Origin of the sequence: Bacillus sp. SH5-2, from assembly GCF_008368905.1 — a bacterium.
GTDB classification, from domain to species: Bacteria; Bacillota; Bacilli; order Bacillales; family Bacillaceae_G; genus Bacillus_A; species Bacillus_A luti.
In genome coordinates, this window is record NZ_QOSD01000007.1 from 1 (window position 1) to 26,474 (window position 26,474).

At 35.7% G+C, this 26,474-nt stretch carries 28 protein-coding genes and 1 riboswitch; of the genes, 8 read left to right on the forward strand and 20 right to left on the reverse strand.

Features of this window, described 5'->3' with window-relative positions; all coding sequences use genetic code 11:
- Positions 1-389: 389 nt before the first annotated feature.
- From DN410_RS06345 to DN410_RS27860, 8 genes are all read right to left on the reverse strand, one after another.
- Entirely contained in the window at positions 390-1,172 is a 783-nt protein-coding gene (locus DN410_RS06345) for a DeoR/GlpR family DNA-binding transcription regulator (protein ID WP_000117664.1), read from the reverse strand.
- Between the two features lie 40 nt (positions 1,173-1,212).
- The gene (locus tag DN410_RS06350) at positions 1,213-2,397 is read right to left on the reverse strand and encodes a saccharopine dehydrogenase family protein (RefSeq protein WP_149175850.1); all 1,185 of its coding nucleotides are present in this window, start codon (positions 2,395-2,397) and stop codon (positions 1,213-1,215) included.
- Entirely contained in the window at positions 2,394-3,491 is a 1,098-nt protein-coding gene (phnW, locus tag DN410_RS06355) for a 2-aminoethylphosphonate--pyruvate transaminase (protein WP_149175851.1), read from the reverse strand. The genes DN410_RS06350 and phnW overlap by 4 nt, the downstream gene beginning before the upstream one ends.
- A 15-nt stretch (positions 3,492-3,506) precedes the next feature.
- Positions 3,507-4,301: a phosphonoacetaldehyde hydrolase gene (gene phnX, locus DN410_RS06360; RefSeq protein WP_149175852.1), complete on the reverse strand. Its 795-nt coding sequence runs from the start codon at positions 4,299-4,301 to the stop codon at positions 3,507-3,509.
- 21 nt (positions 4,302-4,322) lie between these two features.
- On the reverse strand, positions 4,323-6,080 hold the full coding sequence (locus tag DN410_RS06365) for a putative 2-aminoethylphosphonate ABC transporter permease subunit (RefSeq protein ID WP_149175853.1): 1,758 nt from the start codon (positions 6,078-6,080) through the stop codon (positions 4,323-4,325).
- Positions 6,081-7,082, reverse strand: coding sequence for a putative 2-aminoethylphosphonate ABC transporter ATP-binding protein (locus DN410_RS06370; RefSeq protein ID WP_149175854.1), 1,002 nt, complete (start codon positions 7,080-7,082; stop codon positions 6,081-6,083).
- A gap of 20 nt (positions 7,083-7,102) precedes the next feature.
- Positions 7,103-8,179, reverse strand: coding sequence for a putative 2-aminoethylphosphonate ABC transporter substrate-binding protein (locus DN410_RS06375; RefSeq protein ID WP_044741031.1), 1,077 nt, complete (start codon positions 8,177-8,179; stop codon positions 7,103-7,105).
- A 228-nt stretch (positions 8,180-8,407) separates the two neighbouring features.
- Positions 8,408-8,560 (reverse strand): hypothetical protein, encoded by a 153-nt coding sequence (locus tag DN410_RS27860; RefSeq protein ID WP_000240799.1) that lies wholly within the window; start codon positions 8,558-8,560, stop codon positions 8,408-8,410.
- A gap of 146 nt (positions 8,561-8,706) precedes the next feature.
- Between DN410_RS27860 and DN410_RS06385 the strand changes: the two genes are divergently transcribed.
- Complete coding sequence (locus DN410_RS06385) at positions 8,707-9,042, forward strand: DUF3905 domain-containing protein (RefSeq protein WP_149175855.1); 336 nt, start codon at positions 8,707-8,709, stop codon at positions 9,040-9,042.
- Between the two features lie 40 nt (positions 9,043-9,082).
- Here the strand turns inward: DN410_RS06385 and DN410_RS06390 are convergent, their stop codons facing one another.
- The 5 genes from DN410_RS06390 to phaR all read right to left on the reverse strand — a co-directional run bounded on the left by DN410_RS06390 (position 9,083) and on the right by phaR (position 14,293).
- Positions 9,083-10,432, reverse strand: a complete 1,350-nt coding sequence (locus DN410_RS06390) for a TrkH family potassium uptake protein (RefSeq protein WP_149175856.1) — start codon at positions 10,430-10,432, stop codon at positions 9,083-9,085.
- A 23-nt stretch (positions 10,433-10,455) separates the two neighbouring features.
- Positions 10,456-11,649, reverse strand: a complete 1,194-nt coding sequence (locus DN410_RS06395) for an NAD(P)/FAD-dependent oxidoreductase (RefSeq protein ID WP_149175857.1) — start codon at positions 11,647-11,649, stop codon at positions 10,456-10,458.
- Between the two features lie 95 nt (positions 11,650-11,744).
- Complete coding sequence (gene phaC, locus DN410_RS06400; RefSeq protein ID WP_000206837.1) at positions 11,745-12,830, reverse strand: class III poly(R)-hydroxyalkanoic acid synthase subunit PhaC; 1,086 nt, start codon at positions 12,828-12,830, stop codon at positions 11,745-11,747.
- Positions 12,831-12,913: 83 nt separating this feature from the next.
- Positions 12,914-13,657 (reverse strand): acetoacetyl-CoA reductase, encoded by a 744-nt coding sequence (locus DN410_RS06405; RefSeq protein ID WP_000250412.1) that lies wholly within the window; start codon positions 13,655-13,657, stop codon positions 12,914-12,916.
- A gap of 153 nt (positions 13,658-13,810) precedes the next feature.
- The gene (gene phaR / locus DN410_RS06410; RefSeq protein ID WP_149175858.1) at positions 13,811-14,293 is read right to left on the reverse strand and encodes a polyhydroxyalkanoic acid synthase subunit PhaR; all 483 of its coding nucleotides are present in this window, start codon (positions 14,291-14,293) and stop codon (positions 13,811-13,813) included.
- Between the two features lie 198 nt (positions 14,294-14,491).
- On the opposite strand from phaR, the gene phaQ reads away from it, so the two are divergent.
- From phaQ to DN410_RS06445, 7 genes are all read left to right on the forward strand, one after another.
- Positions 14,492-14,944, forward strand: a complete 453-nt coding sequence (gene phaQ, locus DN410_RS06415) for a poly-beta-hydroxybutyrate-responsive repressor (protein WP_149175859.1) — start codon at positions 14,492-14,494, stop codon at positions 14,942-14,944.
- Between the two features lie 42 nt (positions 14,945-14,986).
- Complete coding sequence (phaP, locus tag DN410_RS06420; protein WP_071709899.1) at positions 14,987-15,511, forward strand: polyhydroxyalkanoic acid inclusion protein PhaP; 525 nt, start codon at positions 14,987-14,989, stop codon at positions 15,509-15,511.
- Between the two features lie 101 nt (positions 15,512-15,612).
- A complete protein-coding gene (locus DN410_RS06425; RefSeq protein ID WP_071709900.1) occupies positions 15,613-16,056 on the forward strand; it encodes a MaoC family dehydratase in 444 nt (147 codons plus the stop codon).
- A 146-nt stretch (positions 16,057-16,202) separates the two neighbouring features.
- A complete protein-coding gene (locus DN410_RS06430; protein WP_000241212.1) occupies positions 16,203-16,388 on the forward strand; it encodes an alpha/beta-type small acid-soluble spore protein in 186 nt (61 codons plus the stop codon).
- Between the two features lie 114 nt (positions 16,389-16,502).
- Positions 16,503-17,822: a TrkH family potassium uptake protein gene (locus DN410_RS06435; protein ID WP_149175860.1), complete on the forward strand. Its 1,320-nt coding sequence runs from the start codon at positions 16,503-16,505 to the stop codon at positions 17,820-17,822.
- A 38-nt stretch (positions 17,823-17,860) separates the two neighbouring features.
- A riboswitch (yybP-ykoY riboswitch) is annotated at positions 17,861-18,026 on the forward strand.
- Positions 18,027-18,116: 90 nt separating this feature from the next.
- A complete protein-coding gene (locus DN410_RS06440; RefSeq protein WP_149175861.1) occupies positions 18,117-18,911 on the forward strand; it encodes a TerC family protein in 795 nt (264 codons plus the stop codon).
- A 202-nt stretch (positions 18,912-19,113) separates the two neighbouring features.
- The gene (locus tag DN410_RS06445; RefSeq protein ID WP_149175862.1) at positions 19,114-19,965 is read left to right on the forward strand and encodes a formate/nitrite transporter family protein; all 852 of its coding nucleotides are present in this window, start codon (positions 19,114-19,116) and stop codon (positions 19,963-19,965) included.
- Between the two features lie 27 nt (positions 19,966-19,992).
- On the opposite strand, the gene DN410_RS06450 is transcribed toward DN410_RS06445, so the two are convergent.
- The 7 genes from DN410_RS06450 to DN410_RS06480 form a co-directional block, all read right to left on the reverse strand.
- Entirely contained in the window at positions 19,993-20,304 is a 312-nt protein-coding gene (locus DN410_RS06450) for a cyclic-phosphate processing receiver domain-containing protein (protein ID WP_149175863.1), read from the reverse strand.
- Positions 20,305-20,318: 14 nt separating this feature from the next.
- Complete coding sequence (locus DN410_RS06455) at positions 20,319-21,041, reverse strand: prepilin peptidase (RefSeq protein ID WP_149175864.1); 723 nt, start codon at positions 21,039-21,041, stop codon at positions 20,319-20,321.
- Between the two features lie 112 nt (positions 21,042-21,153).
- Complete coding sequence (locus tag DN410_RS06460) at positions 21,154-21,864, reverse strand: LutC/YkgG family protein (protein ID WP_149175865.1); 711 nt, start codon at positions 21,862-21,864, stop codon at positions 21,154-21,156.
- A complete protein-coding gene (locus tag DN410_RS06465; RefSeq protein ID WP_149175866.1) occupies positions 21,864-23,285 on the reverse strand; it encodes a LutB/LldF family L-lactate oxidation iron-sulfur protein in 1,422 nt (473 codons plus the stop codon). Before DN410_RS06465 ends, DN410_RS06460 begins: the two co-directional genes overlap by 1 nt.
- Before the next feature lie 16 nt (positions 23,286-23,301).
- Entirely contained in the window at positions 23,302-24,021 is a 720-nt protein-coding gene (locus DN410_RS06470; RefSeq protein WP_149175867.1) for a (Fe-S)-binding protein, read from the reverse strand.
- A 168-nt stretch (positions 24,022-24,189) separates the two neighbouring features.
- On the reverse strand, positions 24,190-24,879 hold the full coding sequence (locus tag DN410_RS06475) for a FadR/GntR family transcriptional regulator (RefSeq protein WP_255446690.1): 690 nt from the start codon (positions 24,877-24,879) through the stop codon (positions 24,190-24,192).
- A 194-nt stretch (positions 24,880-25,073) separates the two neighbouring features.
- On the reverse strand, positions 25,074-26,474 hold the full coding sequence (locus DN410_RS06480; RefSeq protein ID WP_149175869.1) for a sensor histidine kinase: 1,401 nt from the start codon (positions 26,472-26,474) through the stop codon (positions 25,074-25,076).

A 26,474-nucleotide genomic window follows, 5' to 3' on the forward strand; every position in this document is an offset into this window, starting at 1 on the left:
ATCAATTACTTACAATATATGATAATGAATATCATTATCAATGTCAATGGTAATATTACATTAAATTTTTATTTATAAATATAAAAAATAAAAAACCCTTTATCTAAAGGGCTTTTTTACTTAACGTATGAAGAATTTCACTTTTTTCCTTCTCATTGATTACACCGATTTTTTGTAGGATATTTGTATACAATACAAGTTTGTTATAAATCCGTTCTGACATATTACCCCTTCTTTCCTCCGACCAACTTTTTTTATATTGGTAAATTATATGAAGGAAACAAGAAAATGTGTCCATTTTTTGCATAAATGCAAATCTTTTATTCCTTTATTTATGGACAGTAAGACTCCCACCAAAAAATTAGGTGGGAGTCTTACTGTCACTTTATTTAGCAAACTGTCCATTGAATATTATGCTTTTTAGCTTCTTCTTCAAAACTATATGGCATTTTTTTATCACAAATAACATGCTGAATACGAGAAAATGCTGCTATTCGATAATTCCCTTTTACGCCTACCTTTGTATGATCACATAGAATATATGTTTTTTCCGCTAATTTCATCATCGCTTCTGACAGTTTTGCTTTTTCTAATTCAAAGCTGGAAACTCCAAAACTAGGCAATAACCCATCCATCGAAATAAACGCTTTATGAAAATGAAATTGATGAATTACTTGCTGAGAAATAGACCCTGATACGCGTGAATGCTTTGGAGATACTTTCCCGCCAATAAATAAAACTTCGCCGTGAAACATCTTTTTATTAATAGAAGAAATTAATTGTGTTGCAACTGGAAAAGAGCTCGTAACTATCGTTAAATTTTTACGATGAACAAGATATGGTACCATTTGAAGTGGTGTACTCCCATCATCAATCGCAATAACATCTCCATCTTCCACAAACGTTGCTGCTTTATAACCAATTCTTTTCTTCTCTTCTATATGCAGCATTTCTCTCTCTAACATCGGTGCCTCTACCCCAGCACCAGGAAGTTGAACAGCTCCACCATACACTTTCTTCAGCTTCTTTTCACGATCTAATTCTTCTAAATATCGACGAATTGTTTCTGTTGATACAGCAAATTCTCTCGCTAATTCTGAAACTTTCACTTTCCCTTTAAACTCTACCTTTTCAAGAATGGTTCGTTTTCTTTCTTCTCCTACTACAGACATAGCTTCACCCCATTTATATCTACCTCATAAACTTCCTTGCTTATACAAAGTTATACTTTTCTTTGTAAGTAGAAACCTCTTCATGAATATGAATACCACGCTTTTCTAACTCATCAAAAATCATTTGTGGATTCTCAAAGGCTTCTTCGGGTGTAACAATACCAACTCTATTTACATTTCCATTTGCAATTAGCTCTGTAGCAATCCCAAACGGAATACCAACATTTCTCGTATACGCCCTTAATTTTTCCCATCCTGCAATAGATCCATCAGATAACGGATGCGTATGATACAATACATGCCTTTGCTTCTCATTATTTTTCATACCTATTACTTCTACATGAAGTGCATAACCGTAAACTTCCGTCTCTTGACCTTCTTTCGATTCCAATAAATATTTCGAAATACAATCCATGATACCGATTTCTTCCCCATTTATTTCAATCCGATCATTACGTAATATACCATAATCATATAAAGCACGTACGAGCTGCATATTTTGCTTTGGCCAAGTTCCTCTCGTCTCTATCAGTTTGACACCTTTATTTTCTAGTGCTTTTGCTAATGTAATTGTTTCCGAATGCGGTATGATATACTGCGTTGCCTTACCATAAGGCGCCGGTAATTCGATTTCTCTCGGACGCGCAAACGGAGGTGCTTGCTTAAACTCACCATCTTCATACACTGTACGCGATGGCAAATGTGGATCATACTCATATGTCGTTGTCTCTGTAATGGATGCAGAAAAAGCAATCGGACGATATGAACCATGACTTACACGAACTGACTCTACAGTATCTAGCTGATTTGCTGCATGCATCGCCATCATTTGCGTTACACCTGGCGTCATACCAAATCCAGGTAAACATATTTTTCCATTTTGAACAAATATAGAATGCGAATCATTTTCTTCACCAAATCCGTTCAAGTTCACACCATGACAACCTGCTTCTGCAATACATCGAGTAGACAATCCATTTAACTTAATTGTCGTACCATCCATTACAATGTCATAGCCCTTCATTTTTGCAACTGTATCCTCATGATTTGTTACATCTACTTTCACAAAATCAACGCGAGGATCGTTGAGCCATTCTACTACTTTAAGGCCCTCTTCTTCATTAAAATCAGCTACTGTAATCGTCTCAAAAGATGAAAATTGCACTAAATCCAAAATTGCTTCACGACAAATTTTACCTGCTCCACCTAAGCAAAATACTTTCATCCTATAACAACTCCTTTAGCGATACTATCAACTAAACGATTTATGTCTGCCTCATGTACATCACCGATATTTCCAATGCGGAACGTATCTACTTTTGAAATTTTCCCAGGATAAATAACAAATCCATAGCGCTTTAATTCGTTATATAACTGTTGAAACTCGAAGTTCTCTTCTGGATAAATGAAAGATGTAATAATAGGAGATTGATATTTCTCATCTACTAATGCCTGAAAACCAATTTCTTTCATTCTATTCACCAATAACTTTTGATTGTTGTAATATCGATTGTAACGTGCTCTTATCCCACCCTCTTCTTCTAATTCAAGCAAAGCTTGATAAAAAGCATGTACAACATGTGTAGGTGACGTAAAACGCCATTTCCCATTTTGATTTTCCATCGTTTCCCACTGATCGTATAAATCTAAAGATAATGAACGTGCCTGCCCTTTACATTTCAACAATTCATCGCGTTTTGCAATAACAAAACCGAACCCTGGAACTCCTTGAATACATTTATTCGCACTACTAATTAGAAAGTCCATTTGCAACTCAGCGATATCTATTTCAATGCCACCAAAACTACTCATTGCATCAACTAGTGTTACTTTTCCATATTGCTTCCCTAATTTACATACATCTACAATTGGATTGATAATACCTGTTGTTGTTTCACAATGAACAACTGCAATATGTGTAATCTCTTTATCTTGTTGTAATATCTTTTCTACTTCTGCAATATTAGTAGGCTCCCATTCTTCCGTTTGACTAACCACCACATCTATATGTAACATCTCTGCCATTTGTACAATTCGCTTACCGTACGCACCATTTGTACAAACAAGCAACTTTCCATTTCTAGGAATAACAGAACCAATTACTGCTTCAACTGAAAACGTACCGCTTCCTTGCATGAGAACAGTCGTATATTTTTCTTCTTCCTTCGTTGCTAACGATACAAGTTTAGCTCTTACATCTTGCACCATCGTGTTATATTCAGCATCCCACGTACACCAATCGTATAACATAACTTCTTTTACTGTATTTGTTGTCGTTAATGGTCCTGGCGTTAATAATAAGTAGTGATTTTCAGTCATGATCCTATTCCCCTTTTATGAAATAATAAGTTCTTGTTTCTCGATATGTTCCATTACGCTTTCGAGTTCCTGCATCGTTTCTATCGTAAAGTGCGCCCCATTTTCAACGAAACGATTGCGAACTACTTCTATTTTTTCACGAAGTTCTACCGAATCCATATTCTCCACTTCTTCTTCCGTTAAACCAAGCTCGCTACTGCCAAGAATTACACCAACTGTCCACATTCCAGCATTTCTTCCCTCTTTCATATCCGATACCGTGTCTCCAACTTTTATCATATGATTCATTGGATATACACCAAGTTCCATCGCATTTTTATAACACATCCACGGATATGGACGACCCGCTGGAACATCATCTGGCGTTACAAGAAAATCAGGTTTATACCCTTGTAGCTCTGCTTCTCTTGCTACAATATCCATCATTTCTCTCGTATAACCAGTCGTTGAACCAATTTTAATTCCTCTTTCACGTAAAGAAGCAATCACTTTTTTTACTCCATTAATCGGCGACGCATAGCGCGGTAAAATAGCGAAGAGAATTTCTTCAAATTCTTCATACATCTCCTGGATATCTGCTTCTGTTGGTAATTGTCCGAAAACACGATTCCACTCACTCGCAATACGAGGCATCTCTGTTAATGCCCTAACATGATCAATTTTTAATAACCCCATTGGCTTACGAGCTTCTTCTGCAGTAATTTCAACACCGCGTTTATGGAAAATCTCCATAAATACTTCCAGTGGTGCAAAACATCCATAATCAACTGTCGTACCTGCCCAATCAAAAATAACTGCTTCTATTTTCATTCAATCCATCACCCTTCTTATTTATCGTTTTTGCCATTGTGAAGTTCGGTTACGAAGTGCTTTCGTTCCCCATTCATATACAACTCTTACTACAATATTTGTAACAACAATAAGTACACTCATTGCAGCTGCTGGCGCTACATTTCCTGCATCATCCATATTTACAATTGATACAGCAGCTAGTTTAAAATCAGCTGCATATAGGAATACGACTGCCGAGACAGTTACCATTGAATTTACGAAGTAGTACATTACCATTTCTAAAATCGCCGGTAAACACATCGGTACTGTTACTCGAAAGAATGTTTTATAAAACGGAATTCCCATCGACTGTGAAACAAGTTCAAACTCTCGATCTAATTTCTTTAAAGCTGTCGTTGCTGTAACAAATGTTACAGAATAAAAATGAATGATATTGACTAGTACTAGCACAGCGATTGTTCCGTATAGAGAATGAAACGGATTCGTTACTGAAAGTCCAAGTATTTGAATCGTTGGTTGACTAAAGAAAAAGACGTATCCCAATCCAAGTACTAGACCTGGAATTGCTAAAGGTACGATCGAGAAAAAGTAGCCTGTTTTTCGGAAAAACTGTAGCTGATCTATTTTCTCAATCGCATATGCGAACATAAATGTTAAGATTGCCCCAATAACTGCTGTAATTGCTGAGACAATTACACTATTTTTAAATGCTTCAAGTCCATCTCCTGTTAAACTCGAAAAATTAAAATGCTCAAATGTAAAACTCATATTATATGGCCATACTTTCACACTTGCCGCAATACCAACTGCCACAAATAAAAGAATGATCATAAGTGTAATCACACTACAATATATGAATGAGACTACATCTCTTTTCTTATTAGCCGTTATTCTATATGGCACTGCTTTTGAAGATAAGAAATTTGCCTGCTTTCTTTGCGTAATACGATCAACTGCAAACGCAAATATAGCCGGGATTAATAAAATCATTCCGACAGTTGCACCCATCGGCATATTTTGTTGTCCAATTACTTGTTTGTATACATCAGTAGCAAGTACATTATATTGCCCACCAACAATTTTTGGTGCGCCAAAATCAGTAAAACTAAGTGTAAACACAACAAACATCGCACTAATTAATCCGTACTTTACACTAGGTAAAGTAACAGTGAAAAATTGCTTTATTTTACTCGCTCCCAACATATTAGAAGCTTCATATAAACGATAATCAGAACCTTGGAAAGCAATTAATAATATAAGAAATGCTTGCGGAAATGTATACATAACTTCAGCCATCACAATTCCTACTGGTCCATATAAAGGGATTTGTATTCCTTCAAATAAGCCAAACATTCCTTTCGTTACTAATCCTTGATTACCAAATAAATATGTAAGTGCGATACCATGCATCATCGTCGGTGCGAATAATGGTAATAACGCTACGTATTGAAATACACGCTTCCCAAATACATTCGTACGAGCGATCGCATAGGCGTAAGCGAAAGCAAGTGTCACTGCAATAATTGTTGTCGCGCCCGAAATCCATATCGTATTTTGTAATGATTGAACTAACGTTGGTGTTGTGAAATATTTACTGAAATTCGCAACACCAATGAAAGCTCCATCTTTATCATAAAAAGCTTGTGTAAACAATTGTAATAGTGGCAATACAAGCATGATCAAAAAAGCAAGAATCATACCAATAATTAATAGTCTTTGTATCCACTCTTCTTTACCGATACGTCTCTTAATCTTTTTTTTCGTACTTTCTACCTTTAAATCTTCTAACATCTCCATCTATACAACAACCTTCTTCCCATATGACAACATATGATTTTCTGAGAAAGAGATTTGAATCGGCTTTCCTTTCCTAATAGCTGTTTTTTCTACTTCTGAGGCTAATATATCTACAACGATTTTCTCATTATATAGATGTGTTTTCTCATCTATAACTCGCACTTCTGTCCGGTATACAGATCCGCGAAACTCCATGCTTTCTACAATTGTTTTAATACCATTATTTTGTACCACTGTTACATGTTCCGGACGAATTGCATGTTCTTCGTTATTTTTCGAAAAGAAGTTAATAGAACCAATAAAATCTGCCACAAACGGATTGGCTGGTCTTTGATAAATTTCCTCTGGTGTGCCAATCTGCATAATTTCCGCATGATTCATTACAACAATTTTATCAGCCATCGTTAATGCCTCTTCTTGATCATGCGTGACCATAATAGTTGTTACTCCTACTTTTTCTTGCAAATCACGCATTTCTCTACGTAACTTTTCACGTACTTTTGCATCTAAAGCTGATAACGGCTCATCGAGTAACAAAATATCCGGAGACAGAGCGAGTGCACGTGCAAGTGCTACTCGCTGCTGTTGTCCACCAGACATTTGAGCAGGGTATTTATCTTTTACATTCAGTAAATCAACTAGTTCTAACGCCGATAGCGCCTTCTCTTTTACTGCTGCTTTTCCATATTTTTTTGTCTTTAAGCCGTATTCAATGTTTTCAAGTGCTGTTAAATTCGGAAATAATGCATATGATTGAAACACCATTCCGAAATTCCTCTTTCCAGGAGGTAATGCTGTAATATCTTTTCCATTCACAGCTATACTACCTGTTGTTGCCTCTTCTAGCCCTGCTAAAATTCGAAGCAATGTTGTTTTCCCACAGCCACTTGGGCCTAATAAACATACAAACTCATTTTTTTTCACAGTAAAAGAAACATCTTTTAACGCTGTAAATGCATCAAACTGTTTTTGAATGTGTTGAATTGATAAATATTCGCTCATTTTTTCTCTCTCCCACTCACTTACTTTTTCGGTTCTGCTTTTTGGCCAAACTCTTTTTCCCATTTTTCTAAAATTTTGTCGCGATTTTCTGCTGCCCACTTAAAGTCATTCTTTTTGTATAACTTTTCCGTTACATCTTTCGGGAATCCATCTGGAAGTTTATAATCATTTTTAATTGTCGCAAATCCATTTTTCTCGAAGTACAACTTCATTACATCATCCGTAATTGCCCAATCTAAAAATGCTTGCGCTAATTTTTCATTTTTGGCATTATCTTTTTTAATAAGTGCGTTCGCTTCTACTTCCCAACCTAATCCTTCTTTCGGCAATACAACTTCAACTGGTGCACCTTTTTGCTTCTCTTTCAAAGCACTATAAACCATCGATACGCCCACTGGATATTCACCTGCACCTGCTAATTTCGCTGGTTTTGAACCTGAATGAGTATAAGTTGCCATATTATCATGAAGTTTCTTCATGTAATCCCAGCCTTTATCTTCGCCCATAATTTGTAACCATGCAGAAACTGTTAAGAATCCTGTTCCCGAAGATGCTGGATGTGGCATAACAAGCGTTCCTTTATACTCTGGTTTCGTTAAATCTTCATACGATTCCGGCATTGGTAAATTTTTCTTTTTCAATTCTTCTTTATTTACAGCAATCCCCGTCATAAATGCAGTATTTCCTACCCATTTTTCCGGTTGCTTATCATCTTTAAATTGCGGAAGAACACGATCTGCTCCTTTTGGAGAGTATCCTTTTAACATATCTTTTTTATCTAAAGCTAATAGACTTGATGCAGCAGTTCCCCATACAACATCTGCTTGTGTATTTTTTCCTTCCGCTAGCAATTTCGCTGTAATAACTCCTGTTGAATCACGTACAATGTTCAACTTCACATCGGGATATTTCTTTTTAAAAGAATCAAGATAAATTGGTACAAGTTCTTCTTCAATCGCTGTGTAAACAGTTAATGATCCAGATAATTTATCATCTTTTACTTTCGCCCCAGCACTTTCTTCTTTCTTTGCACCACACCCCATTAATAACGAAAATACCATTCCAGTTGCTACAGCTTTAAAGATTGTTTTTTTCACTGTCTCTCTCTCCTTTTACAAATCTTATGTACAACTCAAATATAAACAACTAGTGTAAAAGCAGTATTAAACCAACATTAATCTTTTGTTTGTTGTTTGTTTTTGTGTAATACGTTGCTACTTCTATGTTTTTTCATATTTTTCTGCTAATAGAAAACACAAAATTTACAAACAATTAAAAAAACCTTTATAATCCCACAAAAAAATGAGGCGTTTGTAAAAAACGCCTCATTTTTGTTTACCTTTTTTTGAATTACGATTTGCATACTTTGCGCTATTTTCTCCTTCGTACTCTAATGCAAATTCTGCATCTGGTAAGCTTTCTTTCGGAGTTTTATTATTATTGATTGCCGCATTTTGCTTCACTTTTCTTTTTACCAATACATTCACCTGCTCTCAAAAATTCACTTTCTACTCTAGTTTGAAGCAAGCTGAAATAATTATTACTGGCAAGTGTTAACAAGTACATAAGAGCCGCTAGATGGAAATACTACATATGAACAAATGATTAAAAAGGAGCGATGATTTTGAAGAAGAAAGAAGAGATTCAGTCCCCAATTTTAGACGAAACGCTCCCCCATCAAATGAATTTTCCATCTTTTAAAGGAACAGGAAAGAAAATGCAACAACCTTTCATAAATCAATATGACGTCGTAATCGGAGACAGTAAATATGATTCCGAGAACAGTCCACTTCACAATTGGAGTGATGAAGTAGATCCTGCCATTATGGCTGGAGAAGAATGGATCCATCCTACAAATGATATTGGGTGGGTTTCAGAAGAAAATCAAGAGTTGCTAAAAAAAGAAGTGGACAATAAGAATGAGGCTTTTATGCATCCGCAATTTGGCATTAATGACTAAAAAACCATTCTACCTAACATAGGTAGAATGGTTTCATATGCTATCCAATAATGATTCGCTCTTTCGGATATTTATAGCGTGGCGGCTGTTCCCTTCCACCGCTAGCTAAAATAAATGTTAAAATACCAACACGTCCAATAAACATGAGTACAATGAGTACAAGTTTACCTACAGTTGTTAAATCTGGCGTAATACCCGTTGATAGTCCTGTCGTTCCAAAGGCCGAACAAACTTCAACGATTAAGCTCATAAGTGGCACATTTTCCGTAATAGATAAAATGAATAACGCTGTGGCACATAATAAAATCCCCATCGTCATAACGACTGATGCTTTCAGTACGTCCTCTTCATGTAGCTGACGTTTGAAGACTCTAACTGTTCTCCCGCCCCTGGCAAACGTGTATAGCGATAAGATGCTAACAGCAAATGTTGTCGTACGTATTCCGCCCCCAACCGAACTTGGTGATGCCCCGATAAACATTAATATACTCATAAACAAAAGCGTCGGTTGTGACAGTTCGCGTATATCCATTGTAGCAAGTCCACCACTTCGCGTCGTCACAGATTGGAATAATGTATAAAATACCGTTTCATGCCATGATTTCCCTACTAAAAAATGATTGCGTTCTAGTAAAAAAATCATAATAGTTCCAACAACAACGAGTGCAAAAAATGTTGTCGTCGTCAGTTTTGTAAATAATGAAAAACGAAATAGTTGCTGTCTCCTTTTACTAAGAAATTGCTTCACTTCCATTAATACAGGAAAGCCGATAGCTCCTAAAATAATAAGCAACATATGAATCATTTGAACAATATAATCTTTTTTATACGGAATTAATGATTGTCCTGTTAAATCAAATCCACCGTTCGTCGTTGCACTAACAGCCGCAAAGAAACCGTGGAAATAAGCTTCTTGCCAAGTCGGAAAGTAAAGTAGAAATCTTGTCCCTAACAGTATCGCTCCAATAAGTTCTATTGAAATAATTACAATTAAAATAGAACGCATCAATTCTACAAGCCCCGATAAATTCCCTTGATTATGGTCTGCCATAATTAATCTTCTTCTCTGCAAACCAATCTTTTTCCCCGTGATTATCCAAACAAATGTACCAAGCGCCATAATTCCTAAACCGCCCAATTGCAAAATAAGGGCTAAAACAATAATGCCTGCTGTAGTAAATGTATCTGAAATTGTAACAACAGATAATCCCGTAACACTTACTGCACTAACGGATGTAAATAAGGCGTCGATAAACGTCCATTTCACACCAGCCTTCGTAACAAACGGTAAACTAAGTAATATCACTGATACGACTACTGCTAATAAATAAAACAAAACAATGAGTTGTACAGGACGTAATTTTTGTAAAAACTTTTTTATATCTCTCATTCCATCACTTCGCTACCTTTTTTCTATCGATTAAATAAAGAAAAATCTTCGTTTTCTTTATTTGTAAATAACTGCTCAAATAATTTGGCAAACACCATACCATACACAGTTCCATTACCTCCATACGGCAATGCATAAAATAAATTATGTATATGCGGATCTTCTTTTAATATAGGGAGACCATCATGACTTCCCCCAAATGCTGCTGCCCAATAGTACTCTGCCTGTATATTTTTATACTGCGGAAACATTTCTTTTACAATGTTAATAAGGATATCGCGCTTATGCAATAATTTCGTATCACCAACTGCTTGAATTTGCATTGCTTCATCTAATCCACCTATAATAATGCGTTTTTGACACGTTCGAAAATACAAATAAGGACGTGCTGTTTCCCAAATTAATGATTGCTCATGCCATCCCTCAAAATGATCTACCTCATTTGTCACAACTGCATAAGATGTTTCTACTGTTATATTTTTTTCTTTTTTTCCAAAAAGTGCTTCATAACCTGTAGCCATAATAATATTCTTTGCTACGATTTGATTTCCTGCTTTCGTATAACATATTAAATCATTTTGAAGTTTTTTTATATGTATTGCCTCTGTATGTTCATGTATAGTGGCTCCCATTTGATTTGCTTTATGCAAGAGACTATGCGCTAATAAATATGGATTCACCTCAGCATCACCATGCGTATATAGCGCTGCTTTTCTTATAAAAGAATAATGTTTTTTAATATCAGATTCTGCAAAGTATTCAACTGGAAATCCATACTCATGTAACGTATTATATTCCTCTTGTAAAAATGAAACATCTTCACTTTTACTTGCATAATACAAACTATTTCGTGGAATAAAATGTGGATTTATATCGAGAGTTGGCACAACTTTCTCCATTGTTCTTAACGCTTCATAACAGAGTCTATATGCCCGTACCCCTTTTTCTTTACCAAATGTATGAATTAGAGAGGTTAACGATTTATCATGAAGAAATTGTAATAAACCTGTATTAGCAGCTGTGCTACCACATGCGATTGCTCTTTTTTCAATGAGCGTAACACTCATTCCAATTTTCGCTAACGAATACGCTATATGAGCGCCTGCTTCCCCACTTCCCACTACGAGCACATCACATATCATATCACTTTCTAACGGTGGATAACAAGGTACAGAAACGTCTGTATTCCAAAACAACTTACCAGTCATAAGTTTCATAATTATACTCCTACAATGTAAATTTCTCCTTTCTATGTTTTGTTATTTCCCATAAAAAAATCCAACTAACGTGCGCTAGTTGGACTTTTTTATTTTTAATTCGAACGCTCTTCAAGCCAATTTCCAATCGTCGGATATGTTTGTTTTACAGCTGTTCCACCGTAAACGATAGACATATGTCCTGTTGGTAAACATACATATTGTTTATCTGTGCTAGAAATATGATCAAGTAAAGCTTCTACTTGACATGGCAGAGCAATATGATCACGCTTTGCGGAAATATTTAAGACATTAGCCTTAATATTTGCAAGGTCTACCTTTTGTCCGCGAATAACGAGTTCACCCTTAACCAGTTTATTATTTTGATAGAAATCACGAATCCACTGTCTATATGATTCACCTGGGAACGGAATACCATCGCCAACCCACTTTTGAACTAATTTCCAACTTTCGACGAAGCGCTCATTTTCTGAGCGATCAACTAAAGCAACATATGGACCAACAAAGTTTGTAATTGGCTTTAACATCTTGTTTCCGAAATCAATCATTTCTGGTGGAATGTTTCCGAATGTATCAACCGCTTTATCTAAATTGAAATATTTTTCATCTAGTAAAGGACCATATAATCCTGTTTCAGAGAAATCAAAAGGACTTGTCATGAAAATTAAATTACGAATTGGCATGTGCGGATGAAGTGCTGCATAAATAGATGTTAACGTTCCACCCATGCAATAACCAAGTAAAGAAATCTCGTCCGATTTTGCAGTTCGCATTACTTTTTTCACTGCTTTCGCAATATAATCGAACACGAAATCATCGAATTTCAAATGACTATCTTCTAAACCAAATGTGCCCCAATCTAGCATATACACATCAAAACCACGATCTACTAAATATTCCACTAAACTATTTCCTGGAGTTAAATCCATAATATATGGCTTATTAATAAGAGCATATATTAATAAGATTGGTACTCTCTGTGTTTTTTCTTGTTTTGGAATGTAACGATAAAGCTTCGTTTTATTCTTCGTCCAAATAACCTCTTTTGGTGTTAAACCAACTTGTGGTTCTGGTTCGCGTAATAAAATTTCACTCGCTCTTTTCACACGACGATATGCTTTGCGATATTCTTCTGGGTACAACTCTAATTGCTTTTCCCATTCTGTTACGAATGTAGTCATTTTTCTATCTCCTTTTCGGTCGATTTCTTTCTAAAAAAAAGAAGTGCATTCCTGCTATGGATATGCACTTTTTTCTTACTTCATTACATGTATAATCCGCCGTTAATATTTAATTGCTGACCTGTGATATAAGCACCGTCACGGCATAGGTATACTACACCTTTTGCAATTTCATCAGCTTGACCAAAACGTTTTTTCGGGATTTTCGCAACGATTTTTTGACGTACTTCTTCCGGTACTTCTGCTACCATTTCAGTATCAATAAATCCTGGGCAAATTGCGTTTACAGTTACATTTGTTTTTGCAAGTTCTAACGCTAATGATTTTGTAAATCCTAGCATACCTGCTTTCGCTGCTGAATAGTTTGTTTGTCCAAATCCACCAGCTTGACCGATAATAGAAGAAATACTAATGATTCTTCCTTCTTCTGCTTCCGTTATGTATGGAAGTACCGCACTTGTCGTATTAAATACACTGCTTAAGTTCACGTCAATTACGCGCTCCCAATCTTCACGATTTAACTTTTTGAATGTACGATCTCTTGTAATACCAGCATTATTAACAAGAATATCAACTTTACCAAAATGATTCACAGCTTCTTCTACAAGACGGTTTGCATCTTCTACTTTAGAAACATCCGCTTGAACTGCATAAACGTCATGTCCTTCTTTTCCTAGTTCATTTACTAAATTTTCAGCCGCTTCTTTACTGCTGTTATAATTAATAACAACTTTAGCGCCCTCTTGTGCTAATGCTACTGTAATTGCTTTTCCAATTCCTTTTGCCCCACCTGTTACGATTGCTACTTTGCCATTTAATTGAACCATTTCTTTTCCCCCTTAAATGAATTTGTGAACGATTGTTATGAATCATTTCGGTACTCATATGAATAGAGTCCATATATTAATTATGTTTCGTTGTTTATACATGAAAAAGAGATTCTCCCTGTCTCTCTTACACGTTATAAACAAACGCTTTTATCATTTTTTATTTTCCGGCTTATTCGCAGGTTTTACTTCTTCTTTTACAGGTGCTTGTAATTTAGCTAGTACCGCATTTTGCTTTTCTAGCAATTCTAAAATTTGATCAACTTTCGTTTCTAACGTACGAATATCTTGTTTTACTTTCGTAACATCACGCTTTAATGTAGGAGCTTGTCCTAAAGAATCTACTTTCTCCTCTAGAAACTCCTCGATGTTATCTACTTTATTTTCCAAGTTAATAACAAGCGTAGCCACTCTTGCAATATCCTCTTTTGTCGGCACATTTACTTGTTCTAAATAGCTTTTTGTCGTATCATTTAATGCTTTTTGATAAAACAAATTCAAATCTAGAACGCTGCCCATCCAAGCAGAATATTCTTCTGTTTTAATTGTTTCATTGAGCGCTTTTCCCCAAAATGTTTCGGTTTGTTCATAAGCATTTTTCCATGCTTGTAGTGGATCGAATTTTTGATCAATCACTTTACCTACACTCCCTTTTTCGTTTTTGAAACAATTCAACCTATTCACTATTTTCTAATATTCTGAATAAAACTTCAAGTCTATATTTTATTTTTCTTTATTTTCCAACAAATGTATTGACATTAAAAACAGATAGGTGTAAATTGCACTTATAAGCAAAAAATTCCATCTTACTGATTCATGAGGTGATGCACAATCATGCTACAAAATGAACCAGAACAACGCGAAAGTTTGGAAAGCAACCAAGCGAAACAACCAAACTCCATGCCAAAAAACTTCTTAGTTCCCTTCTTACTTCTCTGTCTAAAAGACTGGAGTCTTCATGGTTACAAACTTATTCAAATGCTAATGGATATCGGCTTTTCTTCTGTTGACCAAGGTAATGTGTATAGAACACTACGCAAATTAGAAAAAGAAAACCTTATTTCTTCTACTTGGGATACAAGCGATGGAGGGCCAGCAAAAAGGATTTATTCTTTAACTGAATATGGAGAGCAATATTTAACAACATGTGCAACTTCTTTTGAGCATTACCAAAATATGCTGCGGACGTTTTTCACGTTATACACCAATGCATTCTTTCCATTTTCTACTTCTCCAGAAAAGGATGAAAAGGATTCTTCATCTTCACCTGGTGGTACAGCAGATTAATCTGCGTTCACAATATGCAAAAAAACATTTGGGGGTCAAACAATGGAAACTAAGCCATACGAATTAGTCGATGCATTTTGGAAAAACTGGTCTCAATCTCTTTCCCTTTTCTCTTCAGCTGGGAAACAATTAGAACAACTGACTTTAGAAACGTTAAAACAACAACAAGACGCTCTGCATAAATTAACATCAGGAGTAGATGAACTAGAAAAAGAACTACAACAATTCACTGCTCAGTTCAATAACCAATATACGGATTACGTAAAGCAATTAACTGGAAACTCCTTAAATGATCAAATTAACGAGTGGCAAGAAAAATGGAATGAGCTTTCTACTCAAATGCACCAACTTACTGTTTCTCCTACGAAAACATCTCTGTCTATTCTTACTCAAACTAGCGGTCAATTTGAAGAAACAACAAAACACTTTATCGAACAACAACAAACGCAACGTGAAGAGGTTCAAAAACAGTTAGAAGTTTTTTTGGGAGAGTTCAAAGCCAAACAACTAGAACTCGCAAAGCAATTCGAGGAAAACTCAAAAAATCTATTTACTTCCATCAAGTAAGAAAAATGTGGCAACTAACCGCAGCACAAACAAAACTCTTTCTTCCTCCTACTACATCAAGATGGCTGGCATTTTTCGATATGGAAAAGAAGGAGGACAAAATGAATCCATTTCAAGAAGCACAAACTGTTCCGGAGCTTCGTTATGATGAGATTCAAGTCGGTGATCAAGCATCTTTAACAAAACAAATTACGGATGAGGACGTTATCAATTTTGCAAAATTGACTGGAGATGTCAATCCCATTCATATTTTAGATTCGTTTGCAAAAACGACAATGTTTAAAGAGCGTATTGCCCATGGCATGCTCGTTTCCAGTTTTATTTCTACCATCCTTGGAACGAAACTCCCAGGCAAAAATACGATTTACTTATCTCAAAACGTTTCATTCCGTGCTCCTGTCAAAATCGGCGATACACTTCGTGTAGTGGCAGAAGTTATTAAAAAACGGGATGATAAAAAAATCATTACATTACAAACAAACATCTATAATCAATCAGGTGATATTGTCGTAGAAGGTACAGCGACAATACTGAAAAAAGAGTAGCAAATTTGCTACTCTTTTTTCTATCCAAGAACTTCTAATCACACCGATTACTTCCGGGTATGTACACATCGTTTTCACATAAAATAACGTTACCAGTTTAAATAGTTCTTTGCTAAACTGGACTACTCATAAGGATGTGTATCAACATGGTAAAAACAAACAAATTACTAGTTCCAGGTGCAGAACAAGCGCTTGAACAATTTAAATATGAAATTGCACAAGAATTCGGTGTTAGCTTAGGATCTAATACAGCATCTCGATCTAACGGTTCAGTTGGCGGTGAAGTAACAAAACGCCTTGTTGCTTTAGCTCAACAACAATTACGTGGATAATACTATAACATATGGCTTAGAGGCAGATATTCTCTGCCTCTTTCTATTTTTAACATACATAATAGCGCTTTTTCACATACTAGTAAAAGCAAACCAAAAGGAGCGATATGTGACATGAAACGGATTAATATTAGCATGAGTCCTCCCCGCGTTCTTACTTTATCTTTCATTGTGTTATCAATTGTGGGCACATGCTTATTAAAATTACCAATTGCTACAACAACGTCTATTTCATGGCTCGATGCCTTATTTACAACCGTTTCTGCTTGTACTGTTACTGGGCTTGGTGTTGTGGATACTGGAAAAGTGTTTACTTTGTTTGGACAGTGTGTCATTTTAACGCTTATACAAGTGGGTGGACTTGGCATTATGAGCTTTGCTGTTTTAATTGCCATTATGCTCGGCAGAAAAATCGGGCTTCAAAACCGAATTTTACTACAACAAGCGTTAAATCAGACGAATATTGGCGGTGTCATTCGTCTTGCCAAAGCATTATTTTTATTCTCTTTTACAGTCGAATGTATTGCTACTTTGTTTCTCTCTTTTGAATGGGTACCAAAATACGGGATTGCTAAAGGGCTATATTATAGCTTTTTTCATTCAATCTCAGCCTTTAACAATGCTGGTTTTTCTGTGTGGAGTGATAACTTAATGTCCCATTCCCATAGTATTCTTGTCAATCTTGTTATTTCCTCTCTCATCATTTTAGGCGGGATTGGGTTTACAGTAATCGTAGATATAAAAAGAAAGAAAAACTTTAAAAATCTTACTTTACATTCAAAACTCATGCTTTCTTCTACTCTAATCGTCAATATTATTGCTACCGTGTTTATTTTTATATTCGAGTTCCATAACTCCCTTTCTATGAGAGGGTTTACTCCCTTTGAAGAAGGAATGGCCGCTTATTTCCAAGCAATTTCAACGCGAACTGCAGGGTTTAATACGGTTGATATTTCTGCATTATCCAAACCTTCCCTACTATTAATGATGCTCCTTATGTTTATTGGTGCCGGTAGTGCTTCAACTGGTGGTGGAATTAAGTTAACGACATTTTTAATTATGTTTTTTGGCGTATTTAAATTTTTACAAGAACAAGATGATATTGTCGTGTTTAAAAAATCCATTAAAGATACTCTCATTGTCAAATCATTAACCATTACTATTATTTCCATTTCATTTATCTTTTTTGCTATTTTGATTTTGAGTATTACTGAGCGTGTTCCTCTATTGATGAGTGCTTTCGAAGTATTTTCAGCATTCGGTACTGTTGGTCTCAGTATGAATTTAACTCCCCATTTAACTATGATCGGAAAAGCTATTATTATCTTTATGATGTTTTTTGGGAAAATGGGACCTTTAACATTGGCTTTTTCCTTTGCACGTAAAAAGAACCGGAAAATAAAATATCCGAATGAAGATATTTTAACAGGTTGACAACCGTATAAATTATCCATATAATGAGAATACAATAGCATATCTCCAAAGGGGAGTAGCGTCCAAGAATGTTTCTTGGAAACAAAGTCGTCATTACGTAGAACTTGGTTCTTCCGGCTTTGTTGGCATTTTCATTACATATGTCTAGCAAGACCTTTGCCTATTAACGGCAGAGGTCTTTTTTGTATTAACTACCAAATTCTTCCAAAGTTAATAGGCAGGAGTATGGGGAAACTAAATAGTGGGGAAATTCTTCACTTATTTAGTACTTATAGAAATGAGAGGAGAATGTACATGGATGTATCATTATTATTGGAGTACGGTTGGGTATTACTCATCCTAATTGCACTTGAGGGGATTTTAGCTGCTGATAACGCGCTTGTTCTTGCAATTATGGTAAAACATTTACCAGAGGAAAAACGTAAAAAAGCACTATTTTATGGATTAGCGGGGGCATTTGTTTTCCGATTCGGATCGTTATTTATGATCTCGTTCTTAGTCGATGTATGGCAAGTCCAAGCAATCGGTGCCATTTACCTTATGTTTATCGCTGGTAATCACTTATTTAAAACGTATGTTAAAAAGAATACAGATGAAGAAACAGAAGAAAAAGAAGCAAAGAAAAAACAAGAGAACTTTTGGTGGACTGTATTTAAAGTTGAAGTTGCAGATATAGCCTTCGCAGTTGATTCTATTTTAGCTGCTGTTGCATTAGCAATGACTTTACCAAAAACAGGATTAGGTACAATTGGTAGTCTTGATACTGGGCAATTCGTTGTTATCTTTGTAGGTGGACTTATCGGATTAATCATTATGCGATTTGCAGCAACTGCTTTCGTACAAATCTTAAAACGTAAACCAGGACTTGAAACTGCAGCATTCTTAATTGTAGGTTGGGTCGGTGTAAAACTAGCAGTTTATACATTAGCACACCCTGCATTAAATGTAATTCCGCATTCATTCCCAGAATCTACACCATGGAAGCTTACATTCTGGATTGTATTAGTTGGAATCGCAGTTAGCGGTTGGTTCTTCTCTAAAGAAGTAGAAGTAAAAGTAGAAAAGAATTTAGACGAAAAAGCGCTGTAATTACAGCGCTTTTTCTTTTTCCCTTCCTCCCCTCAATGTCCAGAAAAAATTCCATTATACTATCTTTTGTAAACGTTTTCTCAATATATGTATGTCCTTTTTGTGAAACATTGCACAAACTTATTGAAACTGTGAACAATTCCATGTACTTTATTCATATAAGGAGTATTTATAGATGATGTACTAAAGGAGCGTATTACTCATGCTAGAACAAGGATTAGATTATGTTGTCAAACTGGCTAAAACCAAAAAACAAATACTAGATACAAACCCAATGCAATATTTCATTCGTGCAGCACTTGCGGGTATTTATATCGGTTTTATTATTGTTCTATGTTTTAAATTAGGTAACTTTTTTCACATTGCAGATTCACCAGCAACTTATTTAGCAGCTTCTATGTTTTTCGGAATTGCCCTCGTACTTATTATATATGGCGGTGCTGAATTGTTTACTGGAAACACAATGTACTTCACTGTAGCAACTTTAAGAAAAGAAACAACAATTTCTGATACACTTCGTAACTGGGTTGCTTGTTATGCAGGTAATTTAGCTGGCGCTTTATTCTTTGCCTTACTATTTTACGCGACTGGCATTTTCGAAGCAATTGATCACGGTCATTTCATGAATAAAGTCGTTGAAGGAAAAATGAATACACCTACAATGCAATTATTCTTTAAAGCCATTTTATGTAACTGGCTTGTATGTCTTGCTTGTTTCTTACCTTCTCAAGTTAAAGGTGATACAGCAAAAATTATGATGATGATGCTACTCGTTTTCACATTCTTCTTATCTGGTTACGAACATAGCATTGCAAACTTATCTCTGTTTGCTTTATCTTTAGTTTCACCACATCCTGAGTCAATTTCTTTTGCTGGTGCTATTCATAACTTAATTCCTGTTACAATCGGTAACATTATTGGCGGTTCCGTATTTGTCGGTATGGTTTATCATTACTTAACAAAGAAAGCACCTACTGTTAAAGAGGAAGAAACTGAATTAGCAGCAGTTCAAACAGAGGAAATCATTCCTTTACAAGCACATATGAAACACTAAAAACTCCAAAGTTTTACTTTGGAGTTTTTAGCTCCCCACATATTTCACAATAATGTGTGCTTCAATCTCTCCTTGTTCTTTCCCCCTTTCTATTCTTTGTCTCATCTTATGCATACCAATGACATCATTTGTATGAAAGTGAATTTCCTTAACATATAATTGCTCTTCACAAAAAGCAGCTACGAAATCAAGCCCATTACGTTGGCGCCATCCCATATTAAAATCAAGGGAAAGAATATTCACATCATAATCCCGAACCATTTGCAAGGCACAATCTACTGTCGTTGCGGGCACATATCCGAACGGGCAACTTCTTTGATCATCCATATATACATTCATTTTCTATTTCCTCTCTACTTTGAATAGGCGACCAATACATAACATATTACCCCAAGACTAATAAAAGGACCAAACGGAATTGGCTTTCGTGCTTCTATACGTTTTAATGCAATACCAATCCCGAAAAAACAAAGACTAAAACAAGATGCTAAAAATAAAATTATAAAAACCCCCTTCACTCCTACTATAAATCCAAGTAACGAAAGTAGTTTTATATCCCCTCCGCCAAGACCCTCTGGATAAATCCTTCGCACACAATATAACAAAATAAAAATAATTCCACTGCCAGCTATACTATCTACCCAAGTAACTAATGGTACAAAAATACATTCTAAAGTAAGCAAAAATGCAAACCAAATTAAAATACGATTAGGTATTAACATATATACTAAATCTGTAACGGAAATAATGAGAAGTAAAGAAAAGAGCGATAAAATAAGAATAAGCTCGCGTTCTATTCCAATTACATATGCCGTAAGAACAAATAAATTCCCTGTAATAAACTCAAATATTACGTACAAACTTGAGATTTTTCTTTTACAATTCGTACAACGGCCCTTCTGTATACAAAATGAAATGATTGGAATCAGTTCTTTCGGCTGTAACGTATACTTGCAGTAGTGACAATATGATCGCGGTGTAATAATAGATTCACCTACAGGAACCCTCATTGCGATTACCATAAAAAAAGAACCAAACACCATCCCTGTTAACAGTGCATATACATAAGTGAACATCCCTTCCTCTCCTTTCCAAAAGAACATAGCAAAAAAAGGAGAGAACTTCTACTTCATATTATCCTTTATTCTACTAAAAAAGCAGGCCATTTTCTGGCCTGCTTTCCCCTTTTTATACGATGAAATATACTGCTTTTAATGGTCCATGTACTCCGACAACAAGATTCATTTCAATATCAGCCGAGTTACTTGGCCCTGTAATAAAGTTAATACAAGATGCCACTGTCTCGCCCTTTTCTACACGTGAGTTCATATCCCGAACTGCTTGCGTAATACGAGGCACCAGTGTTTCACGTGGAATAATCGCAAAGTATACAGTCGGTAAAAAATGTAAAGAACGTCCTTGTCCTTTATGACTTTGTACAACAATTGTACCGGATTCAGCTAATGTATAATCACTAAATGCAATACTAATATTCGCTTTTTCAGCTAAACGCATATTTTCTTCTTTTTTCTCTGGATCCCATACGTTTACTTCAACATCTCGCTTTGGAAGTTCGTCTTTAAATAAAGATGTTAAACCATAGGCATCAAAACGTTCATCTGCTGATAATAAAATAGGTCCCCCGCCATTTTCCATGATTACTTTTTGAAGGTCTTCATACAAACGATCATTTGTCGTTTCTACTACAGTTGTATGAATGTTTGTACATTGCCTTTTAAATACTTCTAGTAATTCGTCTTGTGAATAATCTTTTAACGTCTCTACATTCACATTATTCTTCCATACTGGGCGCTCTACACCTTCTGTTTTACGCGCGCGCCCAAGCTCTTTTGCAATGTTATCTAGAAAGGCATCACGGTTTTGAATTAATCCTGTCATTATTGATCGCCGCCTTTCTTATGATCTTTATACCAATCACGGAATCGTTCTTTACTTGGCGCTGGGAATTCACGAATGTCCGTCCAGTTTTTAAGTGGCCCCACACCTTTTGATACACGATTACCCGATGTAAATGGACTCATTGCTGCCGGTGCCATTTTTGACCCCATTTTATATAAAGCAGCTGAAGAAGCACCCATACTAAACATTTTCATCGCTAGTTTTTCTGCAAGTGGTGCACGTCCTTCTTGTTCAACAATTACTTGACGATGTTTTAATAATAAATCATGTAAAGGAATCTTTACTGGACAAGCTTCCGTACATGCTCCGCATAAACTAGATGCATAAGGAAGCTCTTTGTAATCGTCATATCCACCTAGAAGTGGTGTTAATACCGCACCGATCGGTCCTGAATAAATAGATCCATATGAATGTCCACCGACATGACGATATACAGGACATACGTTAACACAAGCTGCACAACGAATACATTGCAATACTGAACGGAATTCCGATCCAAGAATTTGAGAACGTCCATTATCAACAATAACTAAATGGAACTCTTCTGGTCCATCAACTTCCTCTTCTTGAATTGGTCCTGCTACTGTTACATAACTAGTTAACTTTTGACCTACCGCACTACGGCATAGTAAACCAACTAAAACATCTAATTCTTCCATTGTTGGAACCATACGTTCCATACCCATTACCGCAATTTGTGTTTTCGGAATCGACATAACAAGATCCGCATTCCCTTCATTCGTTACTAAACAAAGAGAACCCGTATTTGCAACAGCGAAGTTACAACCGGTTACACCAATTTCTGCATCCATAAATTTTTCACGAAGTTGTTTACGAACAAACTTTGTCATTTCATATGGATCATCCGAATTTTCATAGCCAAGCTTTTCTTTAAATACATCACGAATTTGCGTTCTATTTTTATGAAGCGCAGGCGCGATAATATGTGAAGGTGGATCGTTATCTACTTGCAAGATATACTCTCCTAAGTCACTCTCTAACACTTCACAACCAACTTCTTCAAGCGCATGGTTCATACTAATTTCTTCTGTCACCATCGATTTTGATTTCACTACTTTTTTCGCTTGCTTCTTTTTCGCAACGTCTTGAATATACTTTGCTGCTTCCTCTTTCGTTTTTGCAAAGTATACGTGTCCGCCTCTTTTTGCTACATTATCACTTAACTGCGTTAAGTAATAATCAAGATTTTCTAACGTATGTTGACGAATTTGTTCACCTAGTTCACGCCACTCTTCCCAGTTCCCTAATTCGTCCGCTGCTTTTAATCGATTCGTGTATAAACGTGTTTGTGCAGACGATACCGCACCGCGCATAAACGAATCTTGAATTCCATCGCCTACGCGATCATTAAATTTTTTCTCACTGATTTTCATAGACATAGCTTATGTTCCCCCTTCATGAGCGACTATTCAGTACCTCAGCAATATGCATTACTTTTACTTCTTTTCCTAAACGTTCAATACGTCCGCCAATGTTTAACAAACACCCACAATCTGCACCGATTAAATAATCAGCACCTGTTTCCATTACGCTATCTACTTTTTCATCTACCATTTGCTCAGAAATTGGAGTCATTTTAACTGAAAACGTTCCCCCAAACCCACAACAATTTTGCACGTTTGGCAACTCTCTCACAGTTAACCCTTTTACGTTTGATAATAAAATTCCTGGTGCTTCTTTTACTCCAAGCATACGTGTCATATGACACGATTTATGAATAGTAGCTATCCCTGGTAAGCTTGCACCAACATCTGTAACTTTTAAAACATCTACAATAAATTGTGTAAATTCATATGTTTTATCAGCAACTTTTTGTGCACGCTTAGCCCACTTCGGATCATCTTTAAAAACATGCGGATACTCATGAAACATTGTCGCACAAGAACCGGATGGCGTAACGATATATTCTGCATTTTCGAAAGTTTCAATCATATGCTTCATTGCTTCTTTTGCTGCTTCTACATGGCCGCTATTATAAGCAGGCTGACCACAACAAACTTGTGCTTCTGGAAATTCAATTTCACAACCTAAACGCTCCAACACTTCAACTGTTGCTTTGCCGACGTTCGTTTCAAACATATCGACTAAACAAGTAACAAATAAAGTAACTTTCATAATTATTACTCCCCCTTTTTACAACTCCACCAACAAACGTATGGTCATCAGATGACTTAGAAAAGAAGAAGTAGGCTCAACCATGGCCTATCCTCTCCCTCTTCTAAAGAAAACGCTTACTTAATCTCTCTCTATTTTATCAGAAAATTAGATTTTTAAAAGATTAAATTACGAATTTATATCTGTTTTACCTGTGACAATATGTTCTACATTTGTTAAATGGTCTAGCATTGCTTGCTGCGCTAATTCTACATCTTGCTTTAACACCGCATCATATATAACTTGATGCTCTTCTATAAGTCGTTCTGATGTTGTTTGTTCACCATATAAAATAATGCGTCTTGATTCACCAATCGTTTCAGCAATCATCTCTGAAACATGATTCATGAGTTCAAGCAAAATGTTATTATGCGAAGACTCCGCAATTCCCATATGGAACTGAAAATCTGCTTTTTCACCAGCCTTTTCATCTCCAATGCTCTTTGCCATTTCATCTAACCAATGCTTCATATTTTGTAAATTATCTTCCGTACGTTTTGCCGCAGCTGCTCGAACTGCCCCCACTTCAAGCACCTTTCGTACTTCTAATAAATTCAAAATATCTTCTTTCTTCATTAATAATCTATTGTTTAATGATTTCGTTAATGAAGAAGAATCGAAATTCTTCACATATGTACCTTCTCCTTGTTTCATTTCAATTAAGCCCATCGCTCTTAGCGCACTTAGTGCTTCACGAACAGCAGATCTGCCAACTTGAAACTGCTCAGCTAATTGATGCACAGGAAGTAGTTTGTCACCAGGTTTTAATGTACCATTTTTAATCATTGTTAAAATAGCTTCAGATACTTCTTCGTAAATTTTTTTCGGTTTAATAGATTTGTACTCCAGTTAAATCACCTCAGTATCTTCCAAACAACAATTGAAACGATTTATAAGAACTTTGCATCATAACTATTTTAGAACGAATTGGTAAGAAGTACAAATGTTTTGTTCATAAAATCGTCAAAATTTTAATATTTATTTATATTTAATAAAAAGCATGTCCTTTTACATTAGAACATGCTTTCCTCATCTTGTGTCTTTAATTTTATACTAACTGTCGTTCCATTTCCTTTTTCACTTTCAATGCTCCACTGTCCATCATGTATATGAACAATTTGCCTTACAATAGCAAGTCCTAAACCTGTTCCGCCATGTTGACGACTTCTCGCTTTATCAACTCGGTAAAAACGCTCACCAAGATTGTCTAAATGCTCTATATCAATTCCTATTCCTGTATCTTTTATTTTCAATTCACAATAATCGTCTATTTTCTCTAGAGTTATTATGATATCCCCGTCTTGATTCGTATATCGTATCGCATTATCTAACACGTTATGAAGCACTTGTTGCATACGATCCTCATCAATCATTATAATAATCTCTGGATCTAAATTTGTTGCAATACGAATTTTCTTTTCTATAAACTTAATTTCATACGTGTCTAATACATCTTCAATAAGTTGTGAAAATACGATAGGTTGCTTCTTAAGAGGAAAATGTTCCCCTTCTAATTGCGCTAAATCTAATAAATCATGTACAAGACGCTGCATACGATCTGCTTCTTTATGGATGAGATGCGTTACCTTTTCCTGCTGCGGCCCCTTCGCTACGCCATCTAAAATAGCTTCACTATACCCTTTTATATAACTAAGGGGGGTTCTAAGTTCATGCGAAACATTGGCTAAAAACTCCTTACGTTTCACATCTTCTGTTTCTAAAGAATTCGCCATTTTATTAAACGCTTTTCCTAATCGTCCAATTTCATCTTCTGAAGAAACCGTAATCCGCTCCGAGAAATCCCCAGTAGCCAGATGGTTCGCAACCCGTTCCATTTGCGAAAGCGGCTTCGTAATGGCAATAATAATTTTTCTACCAATCCATATTGTGAGTAGAATCATGGCAATTGCTAATGGTGCTAAAATAAGACCCATATCATATATTAAGTCTTTTATACTTTTTAAAGAAATATAAGAATATACAATTCCAACTAATTTTTTATTTTCTAAAACAGGGATGACAACACCCATAATATTACGATCAAAATGTTCTTCATACCCTATCTTTGTGACTGTTTTTCCATCTAACAACGTCTGCCGATCGTCTTCACTTATAAGAGAATGATGATGCACATCAAAAGGCAAGCATGCGCTTAAGTCACGTGGATTTGAAACGAAAAGAACGTCTGAACTAGATATTTGATCAAATGCTCTTACTTTCTCTTCAAAAGTTGATATTCCTTCTCGCTTATCATATTGCATTGCAAGATTTTTCCCTTCCATTACTAACGAGTCTTTTACATTATCAACGTATAGTTTTTCATACGAATATAATGACACAAAATAAAGAAAGGAAACTGTTACACATACTGCACATACTACTGTAAGCCAAAGCTTTTGTACCATTGTAAACAT

Excerpts from the sequence above, each read along its gene's own strand:
- DN410_RS06445 (WP_149175862.1), top strand. The coding sequence starts at position 19,114 with ATGCTAGAACAAGGATTAGATTATGTTGTCAAACTGGCTAAAACCAAA.
- DN410_RS06455 (WP_149175864.1), bottom strand. The coding sequence starts at position 21,041 with ATGTTCACTTATGTATATGCACTGTTAACAGGGATGGTGTTTGGTTCT.
- DN410_RS06345 (WP_000117664.1), bottom strand. The coding sequence starts at position 1,172 with ATGTCTGTAGTAGGAGAAGAAAGAAAACGAACCATTCTTGAAAAGGTA.
- DN410_RS06425 (WP_071709900.1), top strand. The coding sequence starts at position 15,613 with ATGAATCCATTTCAAGAAGCACAAACTGTTCCGGAGCTTCGTTATGAT.
- phnW (WP_149175851.1), bottom strand. The coding sequence starts at position 3,491 with ATGACTGAAAATCACTACTTATTATTAACGCCAGGACCATTAACGACA.
- DN410_RS06405 (WP_000250412.1), bottom strand. The coding sequence starts at position 13,657 with ATGGTTCAATTAAATGGCAAAGTAGCAATCGTAACAGGTGGGGCAAAA.
- DN410_RS06460 (WP_149175865.1), bottom strand. The coding sequence starts at position 21,864 with ATGACAGGATTAATTCAAAACCGTGATGCCTTTCTAGATAACATTGCA.
- DN410_RS06465 (WP_149175866.1), bottom strand. The coding sequence starts at position 23,285 with ATGTCTATGAAAATCAGTGAGAAAAAATTTAATGATCGCGTAGGCGAT.
- DN410_RS06370 (WP_149175854.1), bottom strand. The coding sequence starts at position 7,082 with ATGAGCGAATATTTATCAATTCAACACATTCAAAAACAGTTTGATGCA.
- DN410_RS06365 (WP_149175853.1), bottom strand. The coding sequence starts at position 6,080 with ATGGAGATGTTAGAAGATTTAAAGGTAGAAAGTACGAAAAAAAAGATT.
- DN410_RS06395 (WP_149175857.1), bottom strand. The coding sequence starts at position 11,649 with ATGAAACTTATGACTGGTAAGTTGTTTTGGAATACAGACGTTTCTGTA.
- phaP (WP_071709899.1), top strand. The coding sequence starts at position 14,987 with ATGGAAACTAAGCCATACGAATTAGTCGATGCATTTTGGAAAAACTGG.
- phaC (WP_000206837.1), bottom strand. The coding sequence starts at position 12,830 with ATGACTACATTCGTAACAGAATGGGAAAAGCAATTAGAGTTGTACCCA.
- DN410_RS06350 (WP_149175850.1), bottom strand. The coding sequence starts at position 2,397 with ATGAAAGTATTTTGCTTAGGTGGAGCAGGTAAAATTTGTCGTGAAGCA.
- DN410_RS06480 (WP_149175869.1), bottom strand. The coding sequence starts at position 26,474 with ATGTTTACAATGGTACAAAAGCTTTGGCTTACAGTAGTATGTGCAGTA.
- DN410_RS06440 (WP_149175861.1), top strand. The coding sequence starts at position 18,117 with ATGGATGTATCATTATTATTGGAGTACGGTTGGGTATTACTCATCCTA.
- DN410_RS06390 (WP_149175856.1), bottom strand. The coding sequence starts at position 10,432 with ATGAGAGATATAAAAAAGTTTTTACAAAAATTACGTCCTGTACAACTC.
- phaQ (WP_149175859.1), top strand. The coding sequence starts at position 14,492 with ATGCTACAAAATGAACCAGAACAACGCGAAAGTTTGGAAAGCAACCAA.
- DN410_RS06430 (WP_000241212.1), top strand. The coding sequence starts at position 16,203 with ATGGTAAAAACAAACAAATTACTAGTTCCAGGTGCAGAACAAGCGCTT.
- DN410_RS06435 (WP_149175860.1), top strand. The coding sequence starts at position 16,503 with ATGAAACGGATTAATATTAGCATGAGTCCTCCCCGCGTTCTTACTTTA.
- phnX (WP_149175852.1), bottom strand. The coding sequence starts at position 4,301 with ATGAAAATAGAAGCAGTTATTTTTGATTGGGCAGGTACGACAGTTGAT.
- DN410_RS06450 (WP_149175863.1), bottom strand. The coding sequence starts at position 20,304 with ATGAATGTATATATGGATGATCAAAGAAGTTGCCCGTTCGGATATGTG.
- DN410_RS06470 (WP_149175867.1), bottom strand. The coding sequence starts at position 24,021 with ATGAAAGTTACTTTATTTGTTACTTGTTTAGTCGATATGTTTGAAACG.